Below are 26,438 nucleotides of genomic sequence, written 5' to 3'. Positions count from 1 at the left end.
ACCAACACCATGATTTATATCGGAAATAACACGATCACGACAGCGGAAACAGCGACTTACTTGGGGAATGTGGGCTATTATATTGGTCGCTCATCGCATCGAACAATGAACTGTACTTGTCCCCGCTTTCGCTTTTGCTGAGTGATAGCATCTCATCAGAGTTAAAACCTGCTGCCACTAGTGCTGCGAAAATAGAACCTGCTGAGGTGCCGGCAGCGCCAACAACCTTTAGTTCACTCCTGCCTTCTATGGCACTAAGTACCCCTATGTGTGATATTCCCTTTGCTCCGCCACCTTCGAATACGATAAAAGTATTTTTCTTCATTGCGCTCCACCAATAGTGTAAATTCGTCTTCCTCTAAAACGCTGTTTCGATAGTACTTGCTAAGTTAATTCTTGCTAAGTTATTTTTCCTGTAACCCGCTTGCAACTTGGAAGGTTGGGACCGCTTTCGAATAGATCCACAGGCTACAATACAACTTTGGGCAGTTTCGAGGGGTTCAACGCTCGGAAGAAAGGGCGCGCCCTATCCTTGGGAGAAGAAATTCCGCGCTCGAAACTCAACATGAGCGCTAACTAGGGTCAGGACTCATAGCCAATAAATGACGATTGCGGCAAGGGCGATGGCTGACAGGAAAACCTTCGGTCATCTATCGTATCGGGTTGCAACGCGTCGCCAATCCTTCAGCCTGCCGAACATGATCTCGATCCGGTTGCGGCGTTTGTAACGGCGCTGGTCGTACTTCACCGCTTTCTTCCGCTGCTTCCCGCCTGGGATGCACGCGCGTATGCCTTTATCTTTCAACGCTTCCCGGAACCAATCAGCGTCATATCCGCGATCCCCAAGCAGCCATTCGACATCTGGCAGGCTGCTCAACAATGCCCGTGCGCCGATGTAATCGCTGACCTGCCCAGCCGTCACAAACAAGTTGAGTGGGCGTCCCTTGCTGTCGCAGATAGCGTGTAGCTTCGTTTTCATGCCGCCCTTGGTCCGACCGATCAGGCGTCCACCCCCCCTTTTTGACGCCCAAACTGGTCGCTGTGCGGTGCGCCTTCAGGTAGGTCGCATCTATCATCAAGGTCTTATTTTCGCCGTGCTCAGCGGCCATTCCGGCCATCATCCGGGCGAAGATGCCCTTGTCGCTCCAACGTTTCCAGCGGTTGTAGAGCGTCTTGTGCGGGCCGTATGCCTTCGGCGCATCGCGCCAGCGCAAACCATTGCGATTAATGAAGACTATCCCGCTCAACACCCGCCGGTCATTGACGCGGGGTTTGCCATGAGACTTTGGGAAGAAGGGCTCAAGACGCGCCATCTGGGCGTCGGTCAGCCAAAACAGATCAGACATGTTCACCGCTCGTTTTTCGAACCGTGAATCACGCAGCCACGCGGAAATCAATGGGTCCTGACCCTAAGGGTCGGGTAGTGCTTTCTGCTTCAATTTAATGCGGGTATGGAAGCGGATAGATGCCAGGTATTGCAAGGAAGGTTGTGGCAAGATGGCTGCGCGGAAGCGGCGAAGGGTGTTTGGATCATATCTGGTGTGCTCACAGCCGTAGATTTTTTGCTACATCTTCGGTATATTGAACCTTGTATTACACGCTTCAATTTTTAGCCCAATAAGAAAACTATACGGGCGAGCACAAATTTTTTTGGATTTCCTTTGTGGAGGTAGTGGTGTTTCGGTATCTACTAGCGTTTTCAGTATTGGCAGCTTGTTCTAGTTCAAACGAGCCGACAACTCCTAGAAGTCAAGCTGATACTAACCGTTTTATCGCACTATGTGGTGGTGGTTTTTCAAGCAAAGACAAAGCCACCCTTGAAGCTATTTATGAAAGAAATTCCGGACAGAGCGGCAAAATAGGAGTGGGCACCGAGCGGGAGTTCGAGTCGACGATTCTGACATCGAGCGACATCACTGAGGCGAACAAGGTGGAAGCTTATAACTCCTTTGTCGGCTGCTTACGCGAGGCAGGAGCATTCGCGTGAAGAACTTCTTGTCCGGGCTGTTTGCGATCCCGTTTGGGCTTTGTGGTTGTATTCAGCAACAAATTGGCGAACCAATAGATGGGAATCCTAGAGACAGGGCCGGTGATCTAATCGCAGTGTGTAGTACGGGCATGTCAACGCAGGTCGAAAAGGAACTTAAGGCTGCCATTGAGCCGGGGCAAGCAGAGCTGAGTTCTCTGAAAAAGGAAGAACTGAGAGGAATCATCTTTAGCGATCCCGAGTTCTCTACTGAAGAAAAACTTCTAATCTACGATGCATATCTGGATTGCATTGAATCCAATTTCGATAGTATCCGGTTTGTCCCGGGTGATGCGACTGAAGCCGTTGAACGCATAGTCTACCAGAATGACTTCGACCGTTTGGGTGTCTTATCAAAATACGACATCACAGCGGACTATCGTCGAAGCTACAAGAACATTTCTGACGCCACTGTGACTTGCGTCCTTAGAATTAGGGGCGGGCGGGGTTATCGTGGTAGTCGAGAAATGTATGACATTGGCGAAATCAATCTACACGAGTTTGTACTTTCGCCGGGTGAAACTGAGAGTCTTTCTGGAACTGTGCGCAACGAAGGCTACAATACCGATTCACTGGTGGTGCGAGTTGATGACAAGTTGGACTGCGGATACATCTAGCCTTCAGCGCAGTCGTGCAAAAATCGACAGTTACTGCCGAAATCCACATTCAAATATGCTCCTAAGGCACATTTAAACGGTCAATTCCTTACACTGAGGTCTGTCTGGCCGCATATGGCCACACTGGGAGACAAACAAAACGGTGATGGCACTTGCTTCAAATGGTTCGATATTCAGTCCTTTTCGAAGGAGCCGTCGCTCATCGTGCCTTCTGAAAACGCGATGATGTGACAATTTGATTCACTTTTAAGGTTACAGTTTCTGAATGTTGACTCGCCCGTGCTAGATTAAAACGAATCACTTTTGATAGTGGAGGATTTGATGTCAGAAAGAACTGATGCATTGGCAGACCTAGGTGTTGCGCTTGCTGCCGACGAACATTTCTCCCATGACACCAAGCAAAACACTGCTTTGATTTCTTATGGTTTTTCTGGTTACGGTGAGTTCACTCCAATTTCTGTAACAGGCGGAACCGAAATTTGCCATGCCAACATGGAACGAAATAGTTCAAGAGATTAGCGGTCTGGGGCAAGCTAATGCCTGCGACCTTGTCACAACCAAATACCTAAGTGCACTCGAGGCCAGAGTTGGAAGACCGGTCATCGCGTATTATTCCGGCTGGCTACAAAAGAAGTCGCCCGACGGGCGTATTCACCCAGAAGCCGCAATAACTGATCTAGACATGAATGGCCTGATGGCAGTTGTGCACAATGTGCCAAGAGACAAAGGCCTAGACCTAATTCTTCATACTCCTGGTGGTAGCGCTGAAGCCACTCGGGCTATCGTTGAGTATCTTTATAGAATGTTTGGAACAGACATTCGCGCAATCATCCCTCACATGGCTATGTCAGCGGGCACCATGATTGCCTGCGCGTGCACCGAAATAGTGATGGGTAAACACACATCACTTGGCCCAACTGATCCACAGATCAAAGGCCATCCCGCTATGGGGGTTTTGGCCGAGGTCGATCAGGCAATTGAAGAAATCAAAAAGGAACCACTAAAAAAATTGGTCTACGAGCAAGTTTTTGCAAAATATCCACCTGCCTTTATCCTAGATTGCGAGCGGGGCGTCGCGGGTACGAGAGACATGGTCTCGCGTTGGCTGGCCGGAAACATGCTTAAAAACGAGGGAAACCCGACCGAGGCAGCAGAGGCAATTGTTGAGAACTTAATGGATTACAAGGGCACGACAGAGCACGCACACCACTTCATGATTGACAAATGCAACGACATGGGACTGAAGGTTGTTTCACTGGAGGACGACCAGAATCTGCAGGAAGAGGTCCTCAGCGTACATCATGCTTTTGTTGCATCGTTCGGAATGACGAATTCAATAAAGATAATTCGAAACTCGAATGGGGGTCAATGGACGGTCAGTGCGTAGTAAGTCTGACTGAAATGTCCCCTATTTGTCCCCCAAGCAAAACAAAGCATACAGGCGGTCAGACAGCCACCTTAAACACCAGTAGCATAGTTTATTGATATTAATGTCAAAAAAAGTGGTGAGCCGTGCAGGATTCGAACCTGCGACCCACTGATTAAAAGTCAGTTGCTCTACCAACTGAGCTAACGGCCCACTCTTTTTTGGATCTCGTCGATCCGTGGCGCTCTTTAAGGCAAGTTCCCGGTTGGGTTCAAGACCTTTTTTGCACCTCGTTCCGCTTGAAAAATCAGTGTTTCAGGCGACCCGATAGGCGGCCTAATTAGGCAGGTGGCGCAGGGGGGTCAACCCCTTTTTTTACGAATCTCCCTGTCAGACTGGATTCATGTCCTGCGCAGGGTTATATGCGCGCCATGCAGCTGAGACTCGATACCGGATTGCCCTTCATGAAGATGCACGGGCTGGGAAATGACTTCGTCATTCTCGACGCACGTGCGGCGTCGGTGGAGATGACGCCCGCCCTGGCGCGGGGAATCGGGCATCGTCAGATGGGTGTGGGTTTCGACCAGCTTGCCGTCATTCAGCAAGGCGAAGAAGACGCGCATCTGGTGTTTTACAATGCAGATGGGTCGACGTCTGCGGCTTGCGGGAATGCCACCCGCTGCATTGCCCGGTTTCTGATGGAGGAGACCGGAAAATCCAACCTGACCCTGACAACAGAACGCGGTACGCTTGTTGCGCGGGATGTGGGCGACGGGCTGACTGCAGTGAACATGGGGCCTCCGCAGTTGGACTGGCACGAGATCCCGCTCGCAGAAGATGTCGATACGCTGGAACTGCCGATCGAGGGCAGCCCGAGCGCCACCGGTATGGGCAACCCGCATTGCACCTTCTTTGTCGAGGACGCCGAGGCGATTCCCCTGACGGAGTTCGGCGCGCGATACGAGCATCACCCCCTTTACCCCGAACGCACCAATGTACAGGTGGTGCAGGTCATCGGACCGGATCACTTGCGTATGCGCGTGTGGGAGCGTGGCGTGGGCATTACCTTGGCTTCGGGCTCGTCCTCTTGTGCGACGGCGGTTTCGGCCGCGCGCCGGGGCCTTACGGGGCGCAAGGTTCAGATCGAACTGGACGGCGGAACAATCTGGATCGACTGGCGCGAGGATGGCGTCTGGATGACCGGGCCGACCTGCCACGTCTTCTCGGGTACGTTGACGCCTGAATTCCTGAGGGCGCTGGGATGAACCCGCCCAAATTCACCACGCTGGGCTGCCGCCTGAACGCCTATGAAACCGAGGCGATGAAAGAACTGTCGCGGGAGGCGGGACTGACAGATGCTGTTGTCGTGAACACATGTGCTGTCACGGCCGAGGCGGTGCGCAAGGCCCGGCAGGAAATCCGCAAGCTTCGGCGGGAAAACCCCAATGCGCGTCTGATTGTCACCGGTTGTGCGGCCCAGACCGAGCCCGAGACATTTGCCAGTATGGACGAGGTCGACGCGGTGATCGGGAATACCGAAAAAATGCAGCCCGCGACATGGAAAAGCATGGCTGCCGACTTCATCGGCGAGACCGAATCCGTGCAGGTCGACGACATCATGTCCGTGACCGAAACCGCGGGGCACCTGATCGACGGGTTCGGCACGCGCTCGCGCGCATATGTGCAGGTCCAGAATGGCTGTGACCATCGGTGCACCTTCTGCATCATCCCTTATGGCCGTGGCAATTCGCGTAGCGTGCCAGCCGGCGTTGTAGTCGATCAGATCAAACGGCTGGTGGAGCGGGGGTATAACGAAGTTGTCTTGACGGGTGTTGACCTGACCTCGTGGGGGGCAGACCTGCCGGCGCAGCCCAAGCTGGGCGATCTGGTGATGCGCATCCTGAAGCTGGTACCGGACCTGCCGCGCCTGCGGATCAGTTCGATTGATTCCATCGAGGTGGATGAAAACCTGATGCAAGCGATCGCGACCGAGCCACGCCTGATGCCACATCTGCACCTGTCGTTGCAGCATGGCGACGATCTGATTCTCAAACGCATGAAACGCCGCCACCTGCGCGATGATGCAATTCGCTTCACGGAAGAGGCCCGCAAACTGCGCCCCGATATGACTTTTGGCGCCGATATAATCGCGGGTTTCCCAACCGAATCCGAAGCGCATTTCGAGAACTCGCTGAAGCTGGTCAAAGATTGCGACCTGACCTGGCTGCACGTCTTCCCGTATTCCAAACGCGATGGCACTCCGGCGGCCCATATACCGCAGCAGATCAACGGCAATGTCATCAAAGACCGCGCCGCCCGTTTACGCGCGGCAGGAGCGGTTCAGGTCTCCAAACACCTGACCGCCCAGATCGGCAGAACCCATCACATCCTGATGGAGAACCCGAACATGGGCCGGACCGAGCAGTTCACCGAAGTGACGTTTTCCACACCGCAAACCGAAGGCAAGATCGTGACCGCCACCATTAGGGGCAACACGGACACTCAACTGACAGCCTGATCCGCTTTTCATCTGGCCAGAAATATCCCGGGGTTGAATTGGCCGCAGGCCAAGAAGGGGCTGGCCCCTTCACTCCGATCACAACAAAAAACCCCCGCTGCCAATGGCGCGGGGGTTTCTTCGTTCTTTGCGGGTCAGTGCTTAGTGCAGCTTCTTGCCTTTGTGGGGTGCCCAAAGGCGCTTGTTGACCAGATACAGCAGAACCGACAGCACCGACAGGAACAGAACGCCAACGAAACCGGCATTCTTGCGATCCATCATCTTCGGTTCGGCGGTCCACATCAGGAAGGCGGCGATGTCCTCGGACATGGCTTCGACGGTGGCAGGGTGGCCATCGGCGAACTCCACCTGATCTTCGGCCAGCGGCGGTGCCATCGAAATCCAGCCACCCGGGAAGGCGGTGTTTTCGTACAGAACCGCACCTGCCTCTTCCTTTTCCTTACCGGTATAGCCATCCAGCAGCGAGGCGATGTATTCCGCGCCGCCCATGCCTTTGAACAGCTGGTTGATGCCCAGACCATAAGGGCCGTGGAAGCCGGCACGGGCCTTGGCCATCAGGCTCAGGTCCGGAGCGCCAACGCCGTCATTGGCCGGGAAGTGGTCAGTCGGGATCGCCGGACGGAAATCGTCAAGCTCGGGATCGAACACTTCAAAGTTGCCAGCCGCATAGGCGATGACTTCTTCTTCCGAATATCCCAGCGCCTCAAGGTCGCGCAGGGGTACGTATCTTAGGCCGTGGCAGGCCGCACAGACTTCAGTGTAGACCTGAAGACCACGCTGCAGCTGGTTTTGATCCCAGGTGCCAAAGGGGCCTTCGAACGAGAAGTCGAAGTCTTCGATGTGCTGCTCGCCGCCACCTGCCGCGAGGGACGCAGCAGGGGTAAGGGCGATGGCAAACGCGGCACCGATTGCAAGTTTCTTGAACATGTTTCCGGTCCCTCTTCTTACTCGGCCGGCGTGGCGTCGGCGTCTGCCTTGCCATAATGCGCGTTGAAGTCTTCTTCGATGGTTTCCGGCTGCGCCTCGGGTTTTTCGATAACACCCAGGATCGGCAGGATCACGAAGAAATAGGCGAACCAGTAGGCGGACGCGATCAGCGAGAAGGTTGCGTAAGGCTCTTCCGCGGGCATCGCACCCAGCCACATCAGGGCGAAGAAGTCGATGATCAGCAGGTAGAACCACCATTTGAACATCGGGCGGTACTTGCCCGAACGCACGGTCGACGTGTCCAGCCAGGGTGCCAGAGCCATTGCCAGGATCGCACCGAACATCGCAATCACACCAAAGAACTTGGCGTCGACGATACCGCCGGTGATGAAGCTGGCGAACTGAACAACCCAGACCTCACCAGTGAACGCACGCAGGATCGCGTAGAACGGCAGGAAGTACCATTCGGGAACGATGTGCGCAGGCGTAACCAGCGGGTTGGCTTCGATGTAGTTGTCCGGGTGGCCCAGGTAGTTCGGCATGAAACCGACAATCGCCCAGAAGATTACCAGGATCACGGCCAGCGCAAACAGGTCCTTGATCACGAAGTAGGGCCAGAACGGCAGCGTGTCTTTCTCGGCCTCGGCCTTCGAGCCACGACGCACCTCAACACCCGTGGGGTTGTTGTTTCCGGTGGTGTGGAAGGCCCAGATGTGCACGATGACCAGCGCCGCGATGATGAATGGCAGCAGGTAGTGCAACGAGAAGAAGCGGTTCAGCGTGGCGTTGTCCACGGCGGGTCCGCCCAGCAGCCAGGTCTGGATCGCATCGCCAACGAACGGGATCGCGCCAAACAGACCGGTGATCACGGTCGCACCCCAGAAAGACATCTGACCCCAGGGCAGAACGTAGCCCATGAAGGCAGTGCCCATCATCATCAGGTAGATCAGCATACCGATGATCCACGTGATCTCACGCGGGGCTTTGTACGAGCCGTAGAACAGGCCGCGGAACATGTGAATATAGACCGCAACAAAGAACAGCGACGCGCCGTTCATGTGCAGATAGCGGATAAAGTAGCCGCCATTCACGTTGCGCATGATGTGTTCGACGCTGGCAAAGGCCAGATCGACATGCGGAGTATAGTGCATCACCAGGATGATGCCGGTGACGATTTGCAGCGCCAGGCAGAACGCCAGAACGATGCCCCAGATCCACCACCAGTTCAGGTTCTTGGGGGTCGGGATCATGAGGGTGTCATACAGCAGGCCGACGATGGGAAGGCGGCTGTTCAGCCACTTTTCGCCGTTTGTCTTCGGCTCGTAATGATCGTGGGGAATTCCGGACATCTGGGTCTCCCTTAGCCGAGTCTGATGGTGGAGTTATCCGTCCACTCCGCAGGCGGAACGGGCAGGTTTTCAGGCGCGGGGCCTTTGCGGATACGACCGGCAAGATCATAGTGCGAACCGTGGCAGGGGCAGAACCAGCCGCCAAAATCGCCGGCATCACCCAAAGGCACGCAACCCAGATGGGTGCAGACGCCCATCTGAACGATCCATGCGCCCGGTGCTTCGCCTTCAGGCGAAGGCATAACGCGGTTGGCGTCGGTTGCCGGCGCATCAGCGTTCAGGTTGAAGTTGCGGGCCAGCGGATCCGGCAGTGCGTCAACGCCTTCGGCGTCCTGCTCCTGCGCTTCCTGGATCTCGGCACCGGTGCGGTGACGGATGAACACGGGCTTGCCCAGCCACTTGACTGTCAGCTGCGTACCCGGCTCAACCCCGCTGACATCCACGCGGATCGAGGACAGCGCCTGAACGTCTGCCGATGGGTTCATTTGGTTGACCAGGGGCCAGACGGCCGCCCCCGTTGCAACGACACCTGCGCCGCCAGCGACGTAGTAGAGGAAATCTCTGCGGGTGCCTTCGTGGTCTTCTGCGTGGGACACGAGGTTTTCTCCGATTCCGACGCCCGGGTGGACCGGGCAAACATGCATCAGCACCGCATCAAATACGGCGTCTCATCGCGGCTATCTATCCGGGAGAAAACGGTTCGTCCAGCGGTCATAGGCGCGCACTACGCCGCATCTGGGCATTCATGTCACAACGAAGGGGCATTTTTTCAAGATAGCGGTGGGGTTAAGCGGGGAAATTTGCCGATCACCGCAGATCGGGCGCAACGTGATTCGGGGTCACATATCGAAACGGGGAACCTGTCCTGATGCTGACACCGGACGTGCCACAAGGTCCCCGGTCTGCATACTCCTGACCAGATTTCGCCGCACAAATTTCCACTTTAAGGGCCTCCACCGTCACGTAAATTTTGAGTTGAAAATACATATTTTTCAATAACATAGTTGTGACTGTTTTCGGTTGCACTTTTAACGGGAATCCCGGAAGGGCGGGGGAAACCTCACCCGCAACAGGACGTTCTCTATGTCAAAGCTCTTTGCAACCGTCGTGACCCTGGCGCTGGCCGCTGCATCTCAGGCCACTGCCGCCGGCGATCCGGAAAAAGGCGAAAAACTCTACAACCGCTGTTCTTCCTGCCACGCAATCATCAAAGATGGCGAGGTTTTGGTCAAAGGCGGCATAACCGGTCCGAATCTCTTTGGTGTCGTAGGTCGCGTTGCCGGAGCCGAAAATGATTATCGCTATGGCAGCGAGCGTCTGCCAATTGGCATGTTTACCGACGACATGATACGGGCGGGCGAGGAAGGGCTGGTTTGGACCGAAGAGAACATTTCTGCCTACTCCCAAGATCCGATTGGCTTTATCAGGGAGTACCTTAATGACGAAACCGCGCGTCCGAATATGAGCGTCAGGCTGAAAAAGGGCGCCGACGATATCGCGGCCTATCTGGCGACCTTCAGCGAATGACCGATCCGGCTGGTCATGTTCCCCGCATCAATGTGGCCAGCAATCCGGTCTCGCTGCCAAAACCATCCGCCTCAACGTAATCGGCCGCAGAATGCCGCATCTTGTCGGTTTTGTTCTGATTCAGCTTCCAGGTGCCCTGAATGTCGTCCACCTGCAGTCTGCACGGGACAATCACCCGCATCATGCGCTCCAACGCGTCCGAGTTCATCTTTCCGGCGGTCCAGGGCGGCTTGGGCCGCAGGCGCTCTTCGTAGAAAGCGGATTGGCGATCCAGCAAATCCCGCAATTCAGAATGTGGCAGTACCCTGATCCGGCCTGTCAGGTGCACGGCGACATAGTTCCATGTCGGCACCTGGTCCTCGGCCCCGTACCAATCGGGTGAGATGTACCCGTCCGGCCCGGACACGGCGATCCGGGCAACACGCGGCTGTTTCAGTGCGTGCACAATCGGGTTCGATCGCACCAGATGCAGGTCGGCAACGGCCCCATCTTCGCTAATTAAGAAAGGCACATGGCTGAGCAACGGCGCCTGATCCGTGGAAAGGGTCAGAACCCCGAACGCCCGTTCTCGGGCAAAGGCGATATGGCGCGCAGTGTCTTCAGCGCGGAAGGCAGGGTTCGGGTGCATGTCTATCCTCCTGCGAAATCTCTTGCAGAACCGCCCGCACCTTGGCAAGGTCCGCGCGTTCTCAGGGCGGGGCGGAATTCCCCACCGGCGGTATGCGGGTCACGACCCGCAAGCCCGCGAGCGGCCCCGGCGACCGGGGTGTCAGCAGATCTGGTGAGAGGCCAGAGCCGACGGTTACAGTCCGGATGAAAGAGAACGTGCTGGCGCGCCGCCAAACGGCGCGGCGGCTCGTGATCGCCTTGGGTGACGTGTCATGCCGGGCTGGCAGCGAAAAGTGGGAACCGGTTCTCGCGACAGCCAGTTGGCAACCAAACCGAAAGTAGATCTTGATGACACACACCCGCTATGCATTCGTCAAAGCCAACTGGCATTCGGACATCGTTGACCGGGCGCTCGACGGGTTTCTGGAACTGATCCCTGCCGATCAGGTCGATGTTTTCGACGTGCCGGGCGCGTTCGAGATGCCTCTGCTGGCCCGCGATCTGGCCCAAACCGGGCGCTACGCCGCTGTTGCCTGCGCCGCCTTTGTCGTGGATGGCGGCATCTACCGGCATGATTTCGTGGCACAGGCCGTGGTCGACGGGCTGATGCGCGCCGGAATGGACACGGGCGTTCCGGTCCTGTCGGTCTCGCTCACGCCGCACCAGTATCAGGAAACCGACCACCACAACGCCATCTATCGTGCGCATTTCGTTCAAAAAGGGCGCGAAGCCGCACAGGCCGCTCTCAAGATCACCGAATCCCGTGCAGAGATTGCGCAAGTCGCCTGAACTTCATCTTTTCAAAAATACTCAAAACGCGCTGCCCATCGGGCAGCGCCCCCCGGACCAATCAGCAAATCCGCTTGAGGCCGGGCCCCGCGACCGCTAATCACATCGCGCAAAGGAGCACGCCTCATGTCGATGAACAGCTTTGGCCATCTTTTCCGCGTCACCACCTGGGGTGAAAGCCACGGACCCGCTTTGGGTGCGACCGTCGATGGCTGCCCGCCGGGCGTCGCGATCGACGAGGGAATGATCCAGCACTGGCTGGACAAGCGCAAACCGGGGCAGAACAAGTTCACCACTCAGCGGCGTGAACCGGATCAGGTGAAAATCCTCTCGGGTGTGTTCGAAGGCCAGACCACCGGGACCCCCGTGCAGCTGATGATCGAAAACACCGATCAGCGCTCGAAAGATTACGGCGATATCATGGACAAGTTCCGCCCGGGCCACGCCGATATCACCTACTGGCAGAAATACGGTATCCGCGATTATCGCGGTGGCGGGCGCAGTTCGGCCCGCGAAACGGCTTCTCGTGTTGCGGCCGGAGGTCTAGCGCGTGAGGCGATCAAACAGATTGCCCCCAATGTTCAGATCACCGGTTACATGACGCAGATCGGACCCCACAAGATTAATCGCGACAATTTCGACTGGTCCCAGATCGAACAAAATCCGTTTTGGACCCCGGATGCGCACGCGGCCGAGGGTTGGGCGGCTTTTCTGGACGATCTGCGCAAATCCGGAAACTCGGTTGGTGCCGTGGTCGAAGTGGTGGCGCGCGGCGTTCCTGCCGGTCTTGGTGCGCCGGTTTATGCCAAGTTAGACACTGATCTGGCCGCCGCGATGATGTCGATCAATGCGGTCAAGGGCGTCGAGATCGGCGAGGGTATGGCCGCGGCGGAACTGACCGGAGAGGCCAATGCCGATGAGATCTTCATGGGCCAGAACGGCCCGCAATACAGTTCGAACCACGCGGGCGGTATTCTCGGCGGTATCTCGACCGGACAGGACATTGTGGTCCGTTTCGCGGTCAAGCCGACCTCGTCCATCCTGACCACTCGCAAAACGATCACCAAATCCGGGAAAGAGACCGAAATCATCACAAAAGGCCGCCATGACCCCTGCGTCGGCATTCGCGCTGTCCCGGTAGGCGAGGCGATGATGGCATGCGTGATCCTCGACCACCTGCTGCTGCACCGCGGCCAGATCGGAGAGAACCGTGGACGGATCGGCTGATCTGCGTACGCGCCTGCGCGGCATCGTTGCGCAGCGTATGGAGACCGACCCTGCCCATGATCTGGCCCACCTAGACCGGGTCTGGGTGAATGCGCAGGCCATCGCGGATCGCGAAACGGATATGGGCGTGCTTCTGGCCGCAAGCTATCTGCATGATCTGGTGAACCTGCCAAAAGATGACCCTTGCCGGCATCTGGCCTCGCGCCGGTCCGCGACGGAATCAGAGACTGTTCTGAGGGAATTGGGCTATCGCCCGGATCAGATCCGCGCCATTCAGCACGCAATTGAATCCCACAGCTTTTCGGCCAACATCACGCCTGAAACGGATGAGGCCCGTATTCTGCGGGATGCCGACCGGCTGGATGCGTTGGGCGCGATCGGCGTAGCCCGCAACTTTTCTGTTTCCGGCGCATTGGGGCGGTCGCTTTATGATCCGGCCGACCCGTTTGCAGAACACCGGCCTCTGGATGACCTGCACTTCTCGGTCGACCATTGGAAAGTCAAGCTTCTCAGCCTGCCGAATGACATGCTGACCGAGACCGGAAAACAGATCGCGCAGCAGCGGATCGGCCGGATGATCCGTTTTCTTGAAGAATTCGCGGAAGAGATCGGCAGTACCTTGCCGCCAAGCTGGACAGACCGCTGATTCCAGCCGTTGATCTTTGCGCCGCAAAGGCGCAGGGTCGCGCCGATGGCAAAACCTTTAACATCGCATCGACCCGTACTGGCCGTGGCGCTGAAACTCAGCGCCCTTTTTCTGTTCACCTCGATGTCGGCGCTGGTCAAGGCATTGTCCGAAGATTTTCCTCCGGGTGAGCTGGTTTTTTTTCGGTCGCTCTTTGCCATTCCGGTCATCATCATCTGGCTGGTATCGCGTGGGGAACTGGCGCAGGGCTTCGTGGTCAAAAAGCCGATGGGTCATTTCTGGCGCGGTGTTCTGGGCACGACCGCAATGGGTTTGACTTTCACCGGGCTCAGCCTGCTGCCGCTGCCCGAAGTGACTGCCATTGGCTACGCGACCCCGATCTTCACCCTCGTTCTCGCAGCGGTCATGTTGGGCGAACGTATCCGTTTGATCCGTATTGGTGCCGTCGTTCTGGGCCTTTTGGGTGTTCTGATCATGCTGTGGCCGCGGCTTGGCAGCACCGAACTGGAACTGGCAGCCACAATTGGTGCGCTTTGCGTGCTGGGCGCAACAATCGCGCGGGCCTTTGTGCAGATTCACATCCGGCAATTGGTTCAGGTCGACCATCCGGCTGCGATCGTTTTCTACTTTTCGGTTACGGCGACCGCCCTGTCCGGGCTGACGGTATTCTGGGGCTGGGCTGTGCCGACATGGGAGCAGCTGGCGATACTGATTGCGATGGGACTGACCGGGGGGGTCGCGCAAATCCTGGTGACGTCCTCGTACCGGTTTGGCCAGGCCTCGATGCTGGCCCCATATGACTATACCACCATGCTGTTTGCCATCGGCATCGGCTATGTCTGGTTTGATGAGCTGCCAACGCTGGCCATTTTGCTTGGGGCTGTTCTGGTCATCGCCGGCAATGCGGTGGTGATCTGGCGCGAGCATCAGCTGGGGCTGGAGCGCGGCAAGGCCAGATCTGTCACGGACCCCAAAGCGTGACTTTACCTTTCGCCATCTTTCCCTAGTTTGGGCGCGACAAACAACGAGGTTTCCCGATGAGTGACGCACATGATCACAAGGAAAAGATGCAAAAGGTGCAGGCTGAGCACCGTAAGAAGGTTTCCGAGGCGGTCGATCCCGAACGCGGCCTGGTTCTGATCAACACAGGCAAGGGCAAAGGCAAATCCTCGGCCGCATTTGGTGTCGTGATCAGGGCGCTGGGCTGGGGTCAGCAGGTTGCCGTTGTACAGTTCATCAAGGGCAAATGGAAAACCGGTGAACGGCGCTTTTTCGAAGAGCGCGATCTGGTGACGTGGCACACCATGGGCGAAGGTTTTACATGGGATACACAGGATAAGGAACGCGATATCGCCGCCGCAAACGCCGCTTTCGACAAAGCGTGCAAGCTGATGAGCAGCGGAGATTATGATCTGGTCGTGCTGGACGAGATCAACATCGCATTGCGCTACGAGTACCTTTCGGTCGAACAGGTGATCGACGGGCTGAAGAACCGGTCAGAGCGTACCAGCGTCTTTCTGACAGGTCGCGACGCGCCTCAAGCGCTGCGGGACTATGCCGATCTGGTCACCGAAATGAACGTGGAAAAACACCCGTTTCAGGCCGGTATCAAAGCCCAGCGCGGCGTCGATTTCTGATACGGGGTCGGTTTGGTCAATCATTCACCGGGCCGCTTCGTGCGGCTCGGGCTTCAAACACACGGCGCACTGACTCGCGTAGACGGGCTGACTCTTCTTCGGAAATTCGGGTGTCTGTATCTTTACTGATTGGCCCGTTCTGATCGAGATAGGCGGCATAATCTTCATTGCAGCCACACCCGCAGGAGGTCGCGGCCTCGTGTTTGGACATGAGTTCATCAAACGGGCGACACATCCCAAACCTCTCATAGTCGTTTTCGGGGCGGTGGCGTGCCGTCACCTTGTGCTGCGCTAAGCTCGCAGACCGCCCCGAAACCTGATGCCGAAACAGATGCATCCGGCGCTTCTTAATAATCTGACTGTTTTAGTCGGAATACTCAAGTCTGAATTTGCACTCAGGCGGTGACGCCTTGCTCGGGCGCGCTGAGTGAAATGACAACAACCACGGCCGCACCGTTCAGCCAGTAACAGACCGCGTCCAGCCCGGTGAAACCAAAAAGGCTGGGTGCCAGCAGAAAGGTGATCCCGACAATCAGGTCCACCGTGAGATGGAGCTTGTAGGGCAGGACCCGCCAGATCCCAAGGTGATGATCGGTCAGAACGGTCAGAACAAATGCGGCGACGCCCGTTGTGACGGACAGCCACAAGGCCATCGGGTTTGATTGACCCAATCCCAGAACAAAAGGCAGGATCATAAGGGCCAGGGCGACCGGGTAATCAAGATAGGCGTGTACGGTGCGCGTTACGAAACGAAGAGACATGATGTTTCCTTTCCTTGCTTGGAGTGGCCCCAAGATAAGGGCGCAAGTCTGGACGTATTAGCTCTTGGCGTTCGCATTTCTTTGCAGATCGTTCAACAGATCGAGGTATTAGTTCATCGCCCGATAAGCCGCGGGAGACAGGCCGATCTGTTTTTTGAAAACGCGGGAAAACGCAGCCTCCGAGGCGTAACCCACTTCGGCGGCGGCATCAGCGACGTTCCAGCGGCTTTCGGTCAGGCCGTGGCAGGCAATCTGCATGCGCCAGTTGGTCAGATACTGCATGGGTGTCGTTCCCATCTTCTCGGCAAACAACTGCGCGAATGCCGTACGCGACATTCCTGCCTCGCGGGCCAGTGTCTCCACGCTCCACTCCTGTGCGGGGGCGCGGTGAAACGCGGTAAGCGCGCGCGAAACCCGCTGGTCGGCAAATCCCGCCAGAGCGGCGTTACTGGGGCTTTGGTGTTCCAGATAGGCACGGATTGCCTGTGCAAACAGGACCTCGGACAGTTTCAGCGCGATCAGGTCGCCCCCGATCCGGGCCCCGCTCACTTCTGACCCGATCATGCGCAGGGTAGCCTCGATCCAGGCGCCCGCCTCTTCGCCGTAATTTTCGATCAGAATGTAGGGCGGCAGCCGATCGATCAGCATATGTCCTGTTCCGCGTCGCCCCGGTGGCCCGGTGAAAGAGAAATGCCCGCAGATCAGCTGCGTGTCGCGATCCTTGTCCTCGCCCCCATAGACCAGAACACCGTCACCCTGATAGCCGGACTGCTGCAGCACCTGCTCCAGTGGCAGCGCATCGAATGGCCTGACCTCGTTGCACAACAATGCATGGGCCGCCCCATGCGGAACAAGGATCAGATCCCCTTGTTTGAGACGCAATGTGTCTCCGGTTGAGGACACATGAACCTTCAATTCCCCGCGTTGCACGAAATGGAACCGAGCCACGTTTTCAAAGGCCGGAACCTGAATTCCAAAGGGGGGCGTAAAGGATGTGCGGAAATAGAACGTCCCGCGCAGGGACAGGCGCGTGAGGATATCGCTGAGCAGGTCCAACATGACAGCACTGTACACGTCCTTGCGCAATCGTCCATCCGGCTGAACGTTCAGCAAGGAAATCCGGACAACCTGCAAAGAAAAACCCCCGCCAAAAGCGAGGGTTTCAATGGTTCTCGGGCTCGGGATTAGGCGCGGACGAGGGCTTCGTAGTCTGCCGCGATTTCACGGGTAAGATCGCCAACTTCGAACGTATAGTCGCCGATCTGCCCAACCGGGGTGACCTCAGCAGCGGTGCCGGTCAGCCAGCATTGCTCGAAATCGGCCATCTCTTCGGGTTTGATCCGCCGCTCATGCACGGTGATGCCTTTGTCCTTCAGCATCTGAATGACCGTTTGGCGGGTGATGCCGTTCAGGAAGCAGTCGGCCAACGGAGTGTGGACCTCGCCATCCTTGACGAAGAACACGTTGGCGCCGGTTGCCTCGGCCACAAACCCACGCCAATCCATGAACAGGGCGTCCGAGCAGCCTTTGGCTTCGGCTTTGTGTTTCGAGATCGTGCAGATCATGTAGAGGCCCGCCGCCTTGGCGTGAACCGGTATGGTTTCCGGGCTGGGCCGCTTCCATTCGGCGATGTCCAGCTTGGCGCCCTGCATCTTGGCGTCACCATAATATGCGCCCCAGGGCCAGACCGCGACAGCCATCCGCACCGGGTTTCTGGCCGAAGCCACACCCATATCGTCACCCGAACCGCGCCAGACCAGTGCGCGTACATAGGCATCCTGAAGACCGCTGGCTTTCAGCGCCTCTTCCTTGGCGGCTTCGATTTGATCGACGTCATAAGGCATGGGCATATCCAGCGCCTCGGCCGAGGCGATCAGACGTTTCGAATGCTCGCGACTTTTGAAAATTTTGCCGTTATACGCCCGTTCGCCTTCGAATACGGACGAGGCATAATGCATTGCGTGGGTCAGAATATGCACATTGGCCTCGCGCCAGGGTACAAGTTTGCCATCCAACCAGATGACACCGTCACGATCGTCATATCCCGCCATGCGAACCTCCTGAGCCGGTAATTGTTTCCGATTGTTGCGCAAGTTTTGCCTGAAATGGACATGAAATTGCGCAAAAACTGGGAATCGATTCCTGTGTGCACTTGGAATGTCAATATCACTGACATAAAGTCAACCCGAGTAACGAATGAGGCGCAATATGTCCGACACCCGCCCGACTCAGGTCTTTGGTGGAGAAAGCCTGCTGTTTCTGACTGACGAGCAGTTGCGGCAGGGGATCGAGGCGATGTTCTTTGCGTATCGCGGCTTTACCGCCGATCCGGATCGCATTCTGGCGCAGATGGCCTATGGCCGTGCGCATCACAGGGCCATCCATTTCATCAACCGCGCGCCGGGGACAACGGTCAATAATCTGCTGGCCATACTAGGGGTGACAAAACAGTCTCTGAACAGGGTCTTACGCACTTTGATCGAAGACGGTTTGGTGGAAAGCCGGGTCGGAACAGTGGACAAACGGGAACGACACCTATTTCTGACAGAGAATGGCAGGGCACTGGAGGCGACGCTGTCCGAGGCGCAGCGCGTTCGGATGCGCGCGGCTTACAAGGAAGCCGGACCCGAGGCGGTCTCGGGCTTTCGCAAAGTGCTTGAAGCGATGATGGATGCTGATATGCGTCATGCATATACGAAATTGCGGGATACGACTTCATGAGCGAAATGGACGCCCATCTGCTGATCGTCGATGATGACGAGCGCATTCGTGATCTCCTCAAGAAATTCCTGATGCGTAACGGATTTCTGGTCACAGCGGCCCGGGATGCGGCGCACGCCCGGCGGGTGCTGTCCGGACTGGACTTTGACCTGATCGTTCTGGATGTGATGATGCCCGGCGAGGACGGCGTCAGCCTGACGCGGTCCCTGCGCGAAACTCATGCGACACCAATCCTGCTGTTGACGGCAAAGGGTGAGACCGAGCATCGGATTTCCGGGCTGGAAGCGGGCGCGGACGACTACCTGTCCAAACCCTTTGAGCCCAAGGAACTGCTGCTGCGGATCAATGCGATCCTGAGACGGATGCCAGACACGCCTGCACAGGACAGCGCAGCCAAGATTTTGCAACTTGGACCCATTCGGTACGATATTGAGCGCGGAGAGATGTGGCAGGGCGAGAACCCGGTACGGCTGACGGCGACGGAAAGCCAGTTGATGAAGATTTTTTCGGCCCAGCCGGGTGAACCGATCAGCCGCGCCAAACTTGTCGAGGATTTGGGCAGGGACAAAGGCCAGGCACAGGAGCGGGCGGTGGATGTGCAGATCACCCGCCTGCGCCGCAAGATCGAACAGGACCCGAAACAACCGCGCTATCTTCAGACGGTGCGCGGGGCCGGGTACATGCTGGCGCCGGACTAAGAAGTGCCGCTGCGCGGCGACTTGAAGCCTTCGGCGAGGGTATTTGTAGCCAGATGAAGAAGGGATCCCCATGAAAACAGCCCTTTTGACCCACGCGGATTGCCTTGGGCATGTAACACCCGACGGGCACCCCGAACGTGTCGCACGGCTGGAGCATATTCTGCATGCGCTTGAACCCCTGGACCTGAATCGGGTGACCGCCCCCTTGGCGGCGGATGACGATCTTTTGCGCATACACCCGCAAAGCTACATCAGCGACCTGCGCAAAATGCGCCCCGTCGACGGGTTTGCCCAGATTGACGGGGACACGTTTCTGTCTCCGGGTTCGATCGACGCTGCCTATCGCGCCGCCGGTGCGGTTGTTCGGGCCGTGGACATGGTTTTGGAGGGAGACGCCGGAAACGCCTTCTGCGCCATCCGGCCCCCGGGGCATCATGCCGAAACTGACACGGCCATGGGGTTCTGCCTGTTCGGCAACGCTGCGCTGGCGGCCAAACATGCGCTGGACCATCATGGCCTTGGCCGGGTGGCGGTGGTGGATTTTGATGTACATCACGGCAACGGTACGCAGGAATTGCTTTGGGACGAGCGGCGCGCGTTGCTGATCACCAGCCAACAGATGCCATTGTGGCCCGGATCGGGTCGTCCGGATGAGACCGGCGCCTTCGAGACAATCCTGAATATTCCGCTGGCGCCCGGTACGGGCGGCCCTGAAATGCGCAGGGTCTACGAAACGCAGGCCTTTCCGCGTTTGCGTGCATTCAAGCCGGAACTGATCATTATCTCGGCCGGGTTCGACGCGCATCAAAACGATCCCCTGGCCAATCTCAACTGGTCGACCGCCGACTTCGCCTGGATCACGGCCGAACTGTGCAGGATCGCCGATGAGGTTTGCGGTGGCCGCATCGTCTCGACTCTGGAAGGCGGATATGATCTGAACGCACTGGCCGAGGCGACACGCGCCCATGTGGAAGAACTGATGAAGGCAGCACGATGACCGATACCCCAGTTGAGCAAATGACTTTCGAACAGGCGATGAAAGAGCTTGAGGCCGTGGTCGGCCAACTGGAGCGCGGCGATGTGGCGCTGGACCAATCCATCGCGCTGTATGAGCGTGGCGCGCAGCTGAAGAAGCGCTGCGAGGACGAGCTGAAGCGGGCCGAGGAAAAAGTGGCTGCGATCACTTTGGACGCCGACGGGCAGCCGACCGGGACGACCCCTGTCGAAGGTCAGTAGATGTTTCAGGACATTCTGGCGCAGGATGCCGCGCGGATTCAGCACCAGTTCGATCTGGTGCTGGGGGCGCTGGACGATCTGGATGTGACCCGGGCGATGGCCTATGCCACCGAGGGCGGAAAGCGCCTGCGCGGATTCCTGGTACTGGAAAGCGCGCGGTTACATGGAATTGATGCCGCGCAGGCGATCTGGCCCGCAACGGGGATCGAGGCGTTGCACGCTTATTCGCTCGTCCATGACGATCTGCCTTGCATGGACAACGATGATATGCGCCGAGGTCGCCCGACAGCGCACGTGAAATGGGACGAAGGCACTGCCCTTTTGACCGGCGATGCCTTGCAGACGCTGGCATTTGAGTTGTGCTCCCTACCCGAGGTCGGAACCGCCGAAGTGCGCGCGGAACTGGCCGTGACATTGGCCAAGGCGAGTGGCGCGCAGGGGATGGTGCTGGGTCAGGCGCTGGATATTGCGGCGGAAACGGCGGAAACGCCGCTGACACTGGATGAAATCACGCGCCTGCAGGCGGGCAAAACCGGCGCACTGATCGAATGGTCCGCCTGTGCGGGTGCGCGCCTGGCGCAGATCGACCCAGAGCCGATGCGCCAATATGCCCGTGCCCTTGGACTTGCCTTCCAGATTGCTGATGACATCTTGGATGTAGAAGGTGACGCCGAAAAAGCCGGTAAGCGCCTGCAAAAGGATGCGGCGGCCGGAAAGGCGACCTTTGTCTCGCTGCTGGGTCTGGACGCGGCCAAGGCTCGTGCCGTGGACCTGGCAAATCAGGCCTGTGCCGCGCTGGATGGGTATGGTCCGCAGGCAGAAACCTTGAAGGACGCCGCCCGCTTCGTTATTGCCCGGGACAGCTAAGCCAGGAACGCGCCAAATGTCTGACCGCCCGAATACGCCCCTGCTGGACCTTGTGAACCGCCCTGCGGATCTCAGGCGGTTCTCGGACGCGCAGTTGAATCAGGTGGCGCAAGAGCTGCGGGCCGAGACGATTTCGGCGGTTTCCGTCACCGGCGGGCATCTGGGTGCGGGATTGGGCGTGGTCGAACTGACCACGGCGTTGCATGCGGTTTTCGAAACACCGCGCGACAAGATCATCTGGGACGTCGGCCATCAGTGCTATCCGCACAAGATTTTGACCGAACGCCGCGACCGAATCCGGACCCTGCGCCAGAAAGATGGCCTGAGCGGGTTCACCAAGCGCAGCGAAAGCCCATATGACCCCTTTGGCGCGGCGCATTCCAGTACATCGATCAGTGCGGCGCTGGGCTTTGCCGTGGCGCGCGATCTGGGCGGAGTAACACCCGAAGGTCTGGGTGACGCGATTGCCGTGATCGGCGACGGGTCGATGTCGGCGGGCATGGCCTTTGAGGCGATGAACAACGCCGGCCATCTGAAGAAACGCCTGATCGTCATTCTGAACGACAATGAGATGAGCATTGCGCCACCGGTTGGTGCGCTCTCCAACTATCTGTCGCGAATTTACGCCGAAGAACCTTTCCATGATCTGAAAGCTGCCGCCAAAGGCGCGGTCTCGCTGCTGCCGGAACCGTTCCGTGAAGGCGCAAAGCGCGCCAAGGAGATGCTGAAGGGGATGGCCGTAGGGGGCACGCTGTTCGAAGAACTGGGCTTTTCCTATGTGGGACCGATCGACGGGCATGACATGGACCAGTTGCTGCCGGTGCTGCGCACCGTCAAGGCGCGGGCAACCGGGCCGATCCTGATCCATGTGTTGACCAAGAAGGGCAAAGGTTTCGCCCCGGCCGAACAAGCCCGCGACAGGGGGCACGCGACGGCGAAATTCGACGTGGTGACGGGCGAACAGAAAAAAGCACCATCCAACGCGCCGTCTTACACTTCGGTTTTCGGCAAAACGCTTGTGGAAGAGGCTGCGCGTGACGACAAGATCGTCGCGGTCACAGCTGCAATGCCCGACGGTACGGGCCTGAACCTGTTTGCCGAACGCTACCCATCGCGCTGTTTTGACGTGGCGATTGCCGAACAGCACGGCGTAACCTTCGCCGCTGCGCTGGCGGCCGGTGGGATGAAGCCGTTCTGCGCGATGTACTCGACCTTTTTGCAGCGCGGGTATGATCAGGTTGTTCATGATGTTGCCATACAGCGGTTGCCGGTGCGATTTGCAATCGATCGCGCCGGGCTGGTGGGCGCGGATGGCGCGACACATGCCGGTTCGTTTGACATCGCTTATCTGGCCAATCTGCCGGGCATGGTGGTGATGGCCGCCGCTGACGAGGCAGAACTGATGCATATGGTTGCGACTGCCGCAGCCCATGACGACGGCCCCATCGCGTTCCGCTATCCGCGTGGCGAAGGTGTTGGCGTTGAACTGCCGGAACGCGGTGAAATTCTGGAAATCGGCAAGGGACGCATGATCCGGAAGGGCGCGCGCGTGGCGTTGCTGTCATTTGGCACGCGCCTGGCCGAGGTAGAGAAGGCTGCAGAATCCCTGACAGCCAAGGGGATTTCGCCGACCATTGCCGATGCCCGCTTTGCCAAACCGCTGGATCGGGACCTGATCCTGTCGCTGGCTGAGGATCACGAGGCCCTGATAACCATCGAAGAAGGCGCAGTCGGCGGGTTCGGCAGCCACGTTGCGCAACTGCTTTCGGACGAAGGGGTGTTCGACCTCGGCCTCAGGTATCGCTCGATGGTTTTGCCTGACACGTTCATCGATCAGGCCAACCCGGCGGATATGTATGCCGAGGCCGGAATGAATGCCGAGCATATCGAAGCAAAAGTACTGGATGTGCTGGGTATCGCGACAATCGGCGAAAAACGCGCCTGATTTCAGTGGGCGGTTTTTAGGCCAGATCCCGGGTTTTTTACGCTTACTGCAAAATGGCCGCAGTCATCTGTTTGACGGCGGCCATTCTTTTTTGTTTTGCAATCAGATCTCTGATCAGATCAGGAATGCATCTTCTTCCAGAGGGTCAAAGACTTCCAGCTCATCCTCCGAATGGTGTTCGAGGCTATCACCGTGCTCTGGCTGAGTTTCCGAAATGTTTCGTGCGGCAAGTTCGCCATCTGTCTCGAAGAAGGGCTCCGTTTCTTCGGCGTCTTCCAGTTCCGCGACGAAGATCAGATTGTCCGTATCTTCCTCATCGACGGCCAGAAGCAGATCGGCGACAAATTGGTTTGCAACAGGCTCCAGAGCATCGGGGTGGGCCAGTTTCGGTTGGGCAAATCCGACCGTTCCGCTGCCATCGATATCCCACTGATAAAAGAGTTCGACGGCGACAACATCAGGAACCAGGGCACCGCCCGCATATTGACCTGAACCATCCAGATACCATTCTGCATAGCTGCCATCGGTGTTTTTCCACAAAAGCCTGTAACCGCCACCAGAGGCTTCGACATGAATGGCGTTCCATCCGCTCAAGCTGCCGGGGCCGATATTCGCGCCGTTCAACGACACCGCAATGGTTCCGTTGATCATGTACATACCGTGTGTCGAAGCCCCCAAATCCGTCGAACCGGCTGTTTCGATGGAGTTTATCGTGTGCCCTGTGGTGCCATCACCGTTAATGTCAGCCCCATAGAAGGTCTCAAGGTCAACGACGTTGCCTACCGCGGCACCGCCGGTGAACTGGCCCGCACTGTCCAATGTCCATTCGGCGTAACTGCCGTCGCTATTCTTCCACAGCAAACGATACCCGCCAGTTGACGCTTCGACCTGAACGGCATCCCAGCCAGCCAGACTACCAGGTGCAATTGTCGTGCCGTTCAGGGATACCGGGATACTTCCATTGATAAGGTAAGAGCCCTGGGTCCAGAGGGACAGTGTTGTCGACCCGTTACTCTCAATAGGTATCGCCACGTGTCCTGTGGTGCCATCACCGTTGATATCGGCCCCATATACGATCTCAAGACTGTAGATGTTGCTGACTATCGACCCATTGAGAAAATGCCCCTGTCCGTTGGTGATCCATTCGGCGTAACTGCCGTCTGTGTTCTGCCAAAGTACGCGATAGCCACCACCGCTGGCCTCGGCGTGAATGGCCTGCCAGCCGCCCAGCGTGTTCTGGCCGACCGCTTGTCCGTTGTAAGTCAGCGCGACATTCGACGATCCACCGTCCAACACGTATATCCCTTGATTTGCATGCTGAAGCACCGTGCCGACCGTTTCAACGTTCACGACACCCATGGCCGCTACAACCCCGGCGCTATCAAACGATTGCGCGCCATCCGAAAATTGAAACTGTTCCACGTCCGACGAAACAGAGAATGTTGCTCCGTTCGCGACGCTTTTGAATTGGTAGGTGCTGCCGTTCTGAATTAGCAGATAACCGCTTGTTGCGCTGACAAATCGAACGGTATCGGTACCCGCCCCTCCTGAGAACGTGCCGTTGTTGCTGGTGACGATGGCCATATCATTTCCATCGCCGCCCTGGACGGTGTCTGTTCCGGTTCCGGGGGCGACAAAAATAGCATCGTTACCGCCGCCGCCGATAATCGTGTTGTTGCCGCCTGTACCAATCAGAACATTGTTCGCACTGTTCCCGATAAGCGTATCGTTGCCCCATCCGCCCGTGGCGTTTTCGATCACGGTGCCCTGAGCAATTGTGAAACCGCCCATAACGCCACCGACGTTGGAGACAATCCCGCCACCGGTCGCTGAGTAGTCTATCGTAGCTGCACGCAGATCGATCAGCGCGCCTGTGCTACCGAGATGCTGGATCGTATCGATGCCACCTGTGTCCCAGATCGACTGATAGCCTGTCCCGCTGACGTTGGCTGATGGCAGAGTATAAACGGTGTTACCCGAATTGTGCGTTGTATTCGCACCATAAAGGGCTTGCAGGGCCGCAATATCCAACGCGCCCAACCCGGTCGATCCGCCAAACTGCGCGTATGGGGACAGATTGCCGTTCACTTGCGTCCAGCCGTCATTGTAGGACATGACGGTGTAAACGCCCTGATTCAGATTGTTTGCACCGTAGTCATTGAAGGGCGACGTCACCCCGCTCATGACAGTTGTGGACAACCCCGTGTCATGCGGATGCCCAAGACCAAGCGCATGACCGATTTCATGCAGGATCGTCGTGAAAAAATACGCCCCGGGTGTTCCGTTGCCCCCCGGCCCGGCCGCCCACCAGTTGGTGTTGAAGGCACCTTCAGACGGGCCGTAGTTGGGGAAGTAATGATATCCCAGCGTATAGGGGGAAAACCCCTGGCCAGTAAAGAAACTGCTCGGGGCGATATACTCGACAAGATCGGCGGCAAAGACGTTGGCTGTTTCAACGAATCGGATATTTGCGACCGATTCTATGACCGCAAGGGCCTGCTTGAACTCGTTCTTATATGCGTCTGTCCAAAACGAAGTGCCGAATTTATCGTAGAAATCCCCAAAATGATAAGTAATCGTCGTGACGGTCGCCGGGTTGCCATCACCGTAAGCTCTGTCACCTTGAATTGCGCTGAGGGGAGAGGATGACGGGGGTTGCGGCGGGAACGTAAGCATCTGAGGACCTCAAAGAAAATTCGTTTCAAAGCTGAATTCAGTTTCAAATTGTCATTTTCATGGCAACTGAAGATTGCGGATTCAAAAATATCTGAACAAATCGTTAAGTCCAGAACCTCCAAACGATGTGGGATTGAATCGCACGTTCTGAACCCGGTATCCGAGAGCCCTGGAACTACCTAGTTTTCAGGAATTACCTTGTCTTTCATCGACTTGGTCAACCGCGTTGTGTCCGAAGACTGGCCTGCTTATATTATTTGTCATCCGGCGCTTTTTTTGTGCACCTGTTCAATACT

The 26,438-nt window shown here is 57.2% G+C and carries 28 protein-coding genes, 1 tRNA gene and 1 riboswitch; of the genes, 18 read left to right on the top strand and 11 right to left on the bottom strand.

Annotated elements, in window-relative coordinates; all coding sequences use genetic code 11:
• Positions 1–34: 34 nt before the first annotated feature.
• Complete coding sequence (locus AC2FIR_RS21580; protein ID WP_496763104.1) at positions 35–325, bottom strand: patatin-like phospholipase family protein; 291 nt, start codon at positions 323–325, stop codon at positions 35–37.
• A gap of 321 nt (positions 326–646) precedes the next feature.
• Positions 647–1,346, bottom strand: a protein-coding gene (locus AC2FIR_RS21575; protein WP_496763099.1) for an IS5 family transposase whose coding sequence is annotated in 2 segments (ribosomal slippage) — positions 647–1,010 and positions 1,009–1,346 — 702 coding nt in all. Because the reading frame shifts where the segments join, the coding sequence is not laid out codon by codon here.
• A gap of 329 nt (positions 1,347–1,675) precedes the next feature.
• Here AC2FIR_RS21575 and AC2FIR_RS21570 point away from each other — a divergent pair.
• The 4 genes from AC2FIR_RS21570 to AC2FIR_RS21555 all read left to right on the top strand — a co-directional run bounded on the left by AC2FIR_RS21570 (position 1,676) and on the right by AC2FIR_RS21555 (position 4,030).
• The gene (locus tag AC2FIR_RS21570) at positions 1,676–1,987 is read left to right on the top strand and encodes a hypothetical protein (RefSeq protein ID WP_496763095.1); all 312 of its coding nucleotides are present in this window, start codon (positions 1,676–1,678) and stop codon (positions 1,985–1,987) included.
• Positions 1,984–2,643, top strand: a complete 660-nt coding sequence (locus AC2FIR_RS21565) for a hypothetical protein (RefSeq protein ID WP_496763091.1) — start codon at positions 1,984–1,986, stop codon at positions 2,641–2,643. The genes AC2FIR_RS21570 and AC2FIR_RS21565 overlap by 4 nt, the downstream gene beginning before the upstream one ends.
• 321 nt (positions 2,644–2,964) lie before the next feature.
• Complete coding sequence (locus AC2FIR_RS21560; RefSeq protein ID WP_496763088.1) at positions 2,965–3,162, top strand: hypothetical protein; 198 nt, start codon at positions 2,965–2,967, stop codon at positions 3,160–3,162.
• Positions 3,128–4,030 carry an SDH family Clp fold serine proteinase gene (locus AC2FIR_RS21555; protein ID WP_496763086.1) on the top strand — a complete coding sequence of 301 codons (903 nt, stop codon included), beginning with the start codon at positions 3,128–3,130 and terminating at the stop codon, positions 4,028–4,030. Before AC2FIR_RS21560 ends, AC2FIR_RS21555 begins: the two co-directional genes overlap by 35 nt.
• 116 nt (positions 4,031–4,146) lie before the next feature.
• Here the strand turns inward: AC2FIR_RS21555 and AC2FIR_RS21550 are convergent.
• Positions 4,147–4,222 (bottom strand) — tRNA-Lys (locus tag AC2FIR_RS21550).
• Positions 4,223–4,431: 209 nt separating this feature from the next.
• Between AC2FIR_RS21550 and dapF the strand changes: the two genes are divergently transcribed.
• A complete protein-coding gene (gene dapF, locus AC2FIR_RS21545) occupies positions 4,432–5,274 on the top strand; it encodes a diaminopimelate epimerase (RefSeq protein ID WP_496747464.1) in 843 nt (280 codons plus the stop codon).
• Positions 5,271–6,527, top strand: a complete 1,257-nt coding sequence (gene mtaB / locus AC2FIR_RS21540; protein ID WP_496747465.1) for a tRNA (N(6)-L-threonylcarbamoyladenosine(37)-C(2))-methylthiotransferase MtaB — start codon at positions 5,271–5,273, stop codon at positions 6,525–6,527. The genes dapF and mtaB overlap by 4 nt, the downstream gene beginning before the upstream one ends.
• Positions 6,528–6,668: 141 nt before the next feature.
• On the opposite strand, the gene AC2FIR_RS21535 is transcribed toward mtaB, so the two are convergent.
• Genes AC2FIR_RS21535 through petA form a run of 3 tightly spaced genes read right to left on the bottom strand, consistent with a single transcriptional unit; the run spans position 6,669 to position 9,399 of the window.
• Positions 6,669–7,454, bottom strand: a complete 786-nt coding sequence (locus AC2FIR_RS21535) for a cytochrome c1 (RefSeq protein ID WP_480912367.1) — start codon at positions 7,452–7,454, stop codon at positions 6,669–6,671.
• 17 nt (positions 7,455–7,471) lie between these two features.
• A complete protein-coding gene (gene petB, locus AC2FIR_RS21530) occupies positions 7,472–8,803 on the bottom strand; it encodes a cytochrome b (protein ID WP_170682649.1) in 1,332 nt (443 codons plus the stop codon).
• Positions 8,804–8,814: 11 nt separating this feature from the next.
• On the bottom strand, positions 8,815–9,399 hold the full coding sequence (petA, locus tag AC2FIR_RS21525; protein ID WP_170612564.1) for a ubiquinol-cytochrome c reductase iron-sulfur subunit: 585 nt from the start codon (positions 9,397–9,399) through the stop codon (positions 8,815–8,817).
• Positions 9,400–9,886: 487 nt separating this feature from the next.
• Here petA and AC2FIR_RS21520 point away from each other — a divergent pair, with 487 nt between their 5' ends.
• Positions 9,887–10,330 carry a c-type cytochrome gene (locus AC2FIR_RS21520; protein ID WP_170612563.1) on the top strand — a complete coding sequence of 148 codons (444 nt, stop codon included), beginning with the start codon at positions 9,887–9,889 and terminating at the stop codon, positions 10,328–10,330.
• A gap of 13 nt (positions 10,331–10,343) precedes the next feature.
• Here AC2FIR_RS21520 and AC2FIR_RS21515 read toward each other — a convergent pair whose 3' ends face one another.
• Positions 10,344–10,958: an FMN-binding negative transcriptional regulator gene (locus tag AC2FIR_RS21515; protein ID WP_496763084.1), complete on the bottom strand. Its 615-nt coding sequence runs from the start codon at positions 10,956–10,958 to the stop codon at positions 10,344–10,346.
• A 53-nt stretch (positions 10,959–11,011) separates the two neighbouring features.
• A riboswitch (FMN riboswitch) is annotated at positions 11,012–11,159 on the top strand.
• A 128-nt stretch (positions 11,160–11,287) separates the two neighbouring features.
• Between AC2FIR_RS21515 and AC2FIR_RS21510 the strand changes: the two genes are divergently transcribed.
• The 5 genes from AC2FIR_RS21510 to cobO all read left to right on the top strand — a co-directional run bounded on the left by AC2FIR_RS21510 (position 11,288) and on the right by cobO (position 15,238).
• Entirely contained in the window at positions 11,288–11,728 is a 441-nt protein-coding gene (locus AC2FIR_RS21510; protein WP_170807186.1) for a 6,7-dimethyl-8-ribityllumazine synthase, read from the top strand.
• A gap of 126 nt (positions 11,729–11,854) precedes the next feature.
• Positions 11,855–12,955, top strand: coding sequence for a chorismate synthase (gene aroC / locus AC2FIR_RS21505; RefSeq protein ID WP_496747469.1), 1,101 nt, complete (start codon positions 11,855–11,857; stop codon positions 12,953–12,955).
• A complete protein-coding gene (locus AC2FIR_RS21500; RefSeq protein WP_496747471.1) occupies positions 12,939–13,601 on the top strand; it encodes an HD domain-containing protein in 663 nt (220 codons plus the stop codon). The genes aroC and AC2FIR_RS21500 overlap by 17 nt, the downstream gene beginning before the upstream one ends.
• A gap of 45 nt (positions 13,602–13,646) precedes the next feature.
• Positions 13,647–14,582, top strand: a complete 936-nt coding sequence (locus tag AC2FIR_RS21495) for a DMT family transporter (RefSeq protein ID WP_170682646.1) — start codon at positions 13,647–13,649, stop codon at positions 14,580–14,582.
• A 56-nt stretch (positions 14,583–14,638) separates the two neighbouring features.
• Positions 14,639–15,238 carry a cob(I)yrinic acid a,c-diamide adenosyltransferase gene (gene cobO, locus AC2FIR_RS21490; RefSeq protein ID WP_496747473.1) on the top strand — a complete coding sequence of 200 codons (600 nt, stop codon included), beginning with the start codon at positions 14,639–14,641 and terminating at the stop codon, positions 15,236–15,238.
• A gap of 395 nt (positions 15,239–15,633) precedes the next feature.
• Here cobO and AC2FIR_RS21485 read toward each other — a convergent pair whose 3' ends face one another.
• The 3 genes from AC2FIR_RS21485 to AC2FIR_RS21475 all read right to left on the bottom strand — a co-directional run bounded on the left by AC2FIR_RS21485 (position 15,634) and on the right by AC2FIR_RS21475 (position 18,050).
• Positions 15,634–15,999, bottom strand: coding sequence for an SPW repeat domain-containing protein (locus AC2FIR_RS21485; RefSeq protein WP_496747475.1), 366 nt, complete (start codon positions 15,997–15,999; stop codon positions 15,634–15,636).
• A 108-nt stretch (positions 16,000–16,107) separates the two neighbouring features.
• Complete coding sequence (locus AC2FIR_RS21480; RefSeq protein WP_170807240.1) at positions 16,108–17,058, bottom strand: AraC family transcriptional regulator; 951 nt, start codon at positions 17,056–17,058, stop codon at positions 16,108–16,110.
• Between the two features lie 125 nt (positions 17,059–17,183).
• Positions 17,184–18,050: a branched-chain amino acid aminotransferase gene (locus AC2FIR_RS21475; RefSeq protein WP_170612547.1), complete on the bottom strand. Its 867-nt coding sequence runs from the start codon at positions 18,048–18,050 to the stop codon at positions 17,184–17,186.
• Positions 18,051–18,207: 157 nt separating this feature from the next.
• On the opposite strand from AC2FIR_RS21475, the gene AC2FIR_RS21470 reads away from it, so the two are divergent.
• The 6 genes from AC2FIR_RS21470 (at position 18,208) to dxs (ending at position 23,466) form a co-directional block, all read left to right on the top strand.
• Positions 18,208–18,720 (top strand): MarR family winged helix-turn-helix transcriptional regulator, encoded by a 513-nt coding sequence (locus AC2FIR_RS21470; protein WP_170612544.1) that lies wholly within the window; start codon positions 18,208–18,210, stop codon positions 18,718–18,720.
• Positions 18,717–19,418, top strand: coding sequence for a response regulator (locus AC2FIR_RS21465; protein ID WP_170612542.1), 702 nt, complete (start codon positions 18,717–18,719; stop codon positions 19,416–19,418). The genes AC2FIR_RS21470 and AC2FIR_RS21465 overlap by 4 nt, the downstream gene beginning before the upstream one ends.
• 70 nt (positions 19,419–19,488) lie before the next feature.
• Positions 19,489–20,415 carry a histone deacetylase family protein gene (locus AC2FIR_RS21460; protein WP_480912381.1) on the top strand — a complete coding sequence of 309 codons (927 nt, stop codon included), beginning with the start codon at positions 19,489–19,491 and terminating at the stop codon, positions 20,413–20,415.
• The gene (locus AC2FIR_RS21455) at positions 20,412–20,654 is read left to right on the top strand and encodes an exodeoxyribonuclease VII small subunit (protein WP_496747478.1); all 243 of its coding nucleotides are present in this window, start codon (positions 20,412–20,414) and stop codon (positions 20,652–20,654) included. The genes AC2FIR_RS21460 and AC2FIR_RS21455 overlap by 4 nt, the downstream gene beginning before the upstream one ends.
• Positions 20,655–21,521, top strand: coding sequence for a polyprenyl synthetase family protein (locus AC2FIR_RS21450; RefSeq protein WP_496747480.1), 867 nt, complete (start codon positions 20,655–20,657; stop codon positions 21,519–21,521). It abuts the gene before it with no gap.
• 16 nt (positions 21,522–21,537) lie between these two features.
• Positions 21,538–23,466 carry a 1-deoxy-D-xylulose-5-phosphate synthase gene (dxs, locus tag AC2FIR_RS21445; protein WP_496747482.1) on the top strand — a complete coding sequence of 643 codons (1,929 nt, stop codon included), beginning with the start codon at positions 21,538–21,540 and terminating at the stop codon, positions 23,464–23,466.
• A 114-nt stretch (positions 23,467–23,580) separates the two neighbouring features.
• On the opposite strand, the gene AC2FIR_RS21440 is transcribed toward dxs, so the two are convergent.
• A complete protein-coding gene (locus AC2FIR_RS21440) occupies positions 23,581–26,142 on the bottom strand; it encodes a M10 family metallopeptidase C-terminal domain-containing protein (protein ID WP_496763082.1) in 2,562 nt (853 codons plus the stop codon).
• Positions 26,143–26,438 lie beyond the last annotated feature (296 nt).

This window comes from Ruegeria sp. CDSB136 (assembly GCF_059610965.1).
The sequence above is the reverse complement of the archived record's forward strand: the minus strand, read 5'-3'. Positions and strand labels throughout refer to the sequence as shown.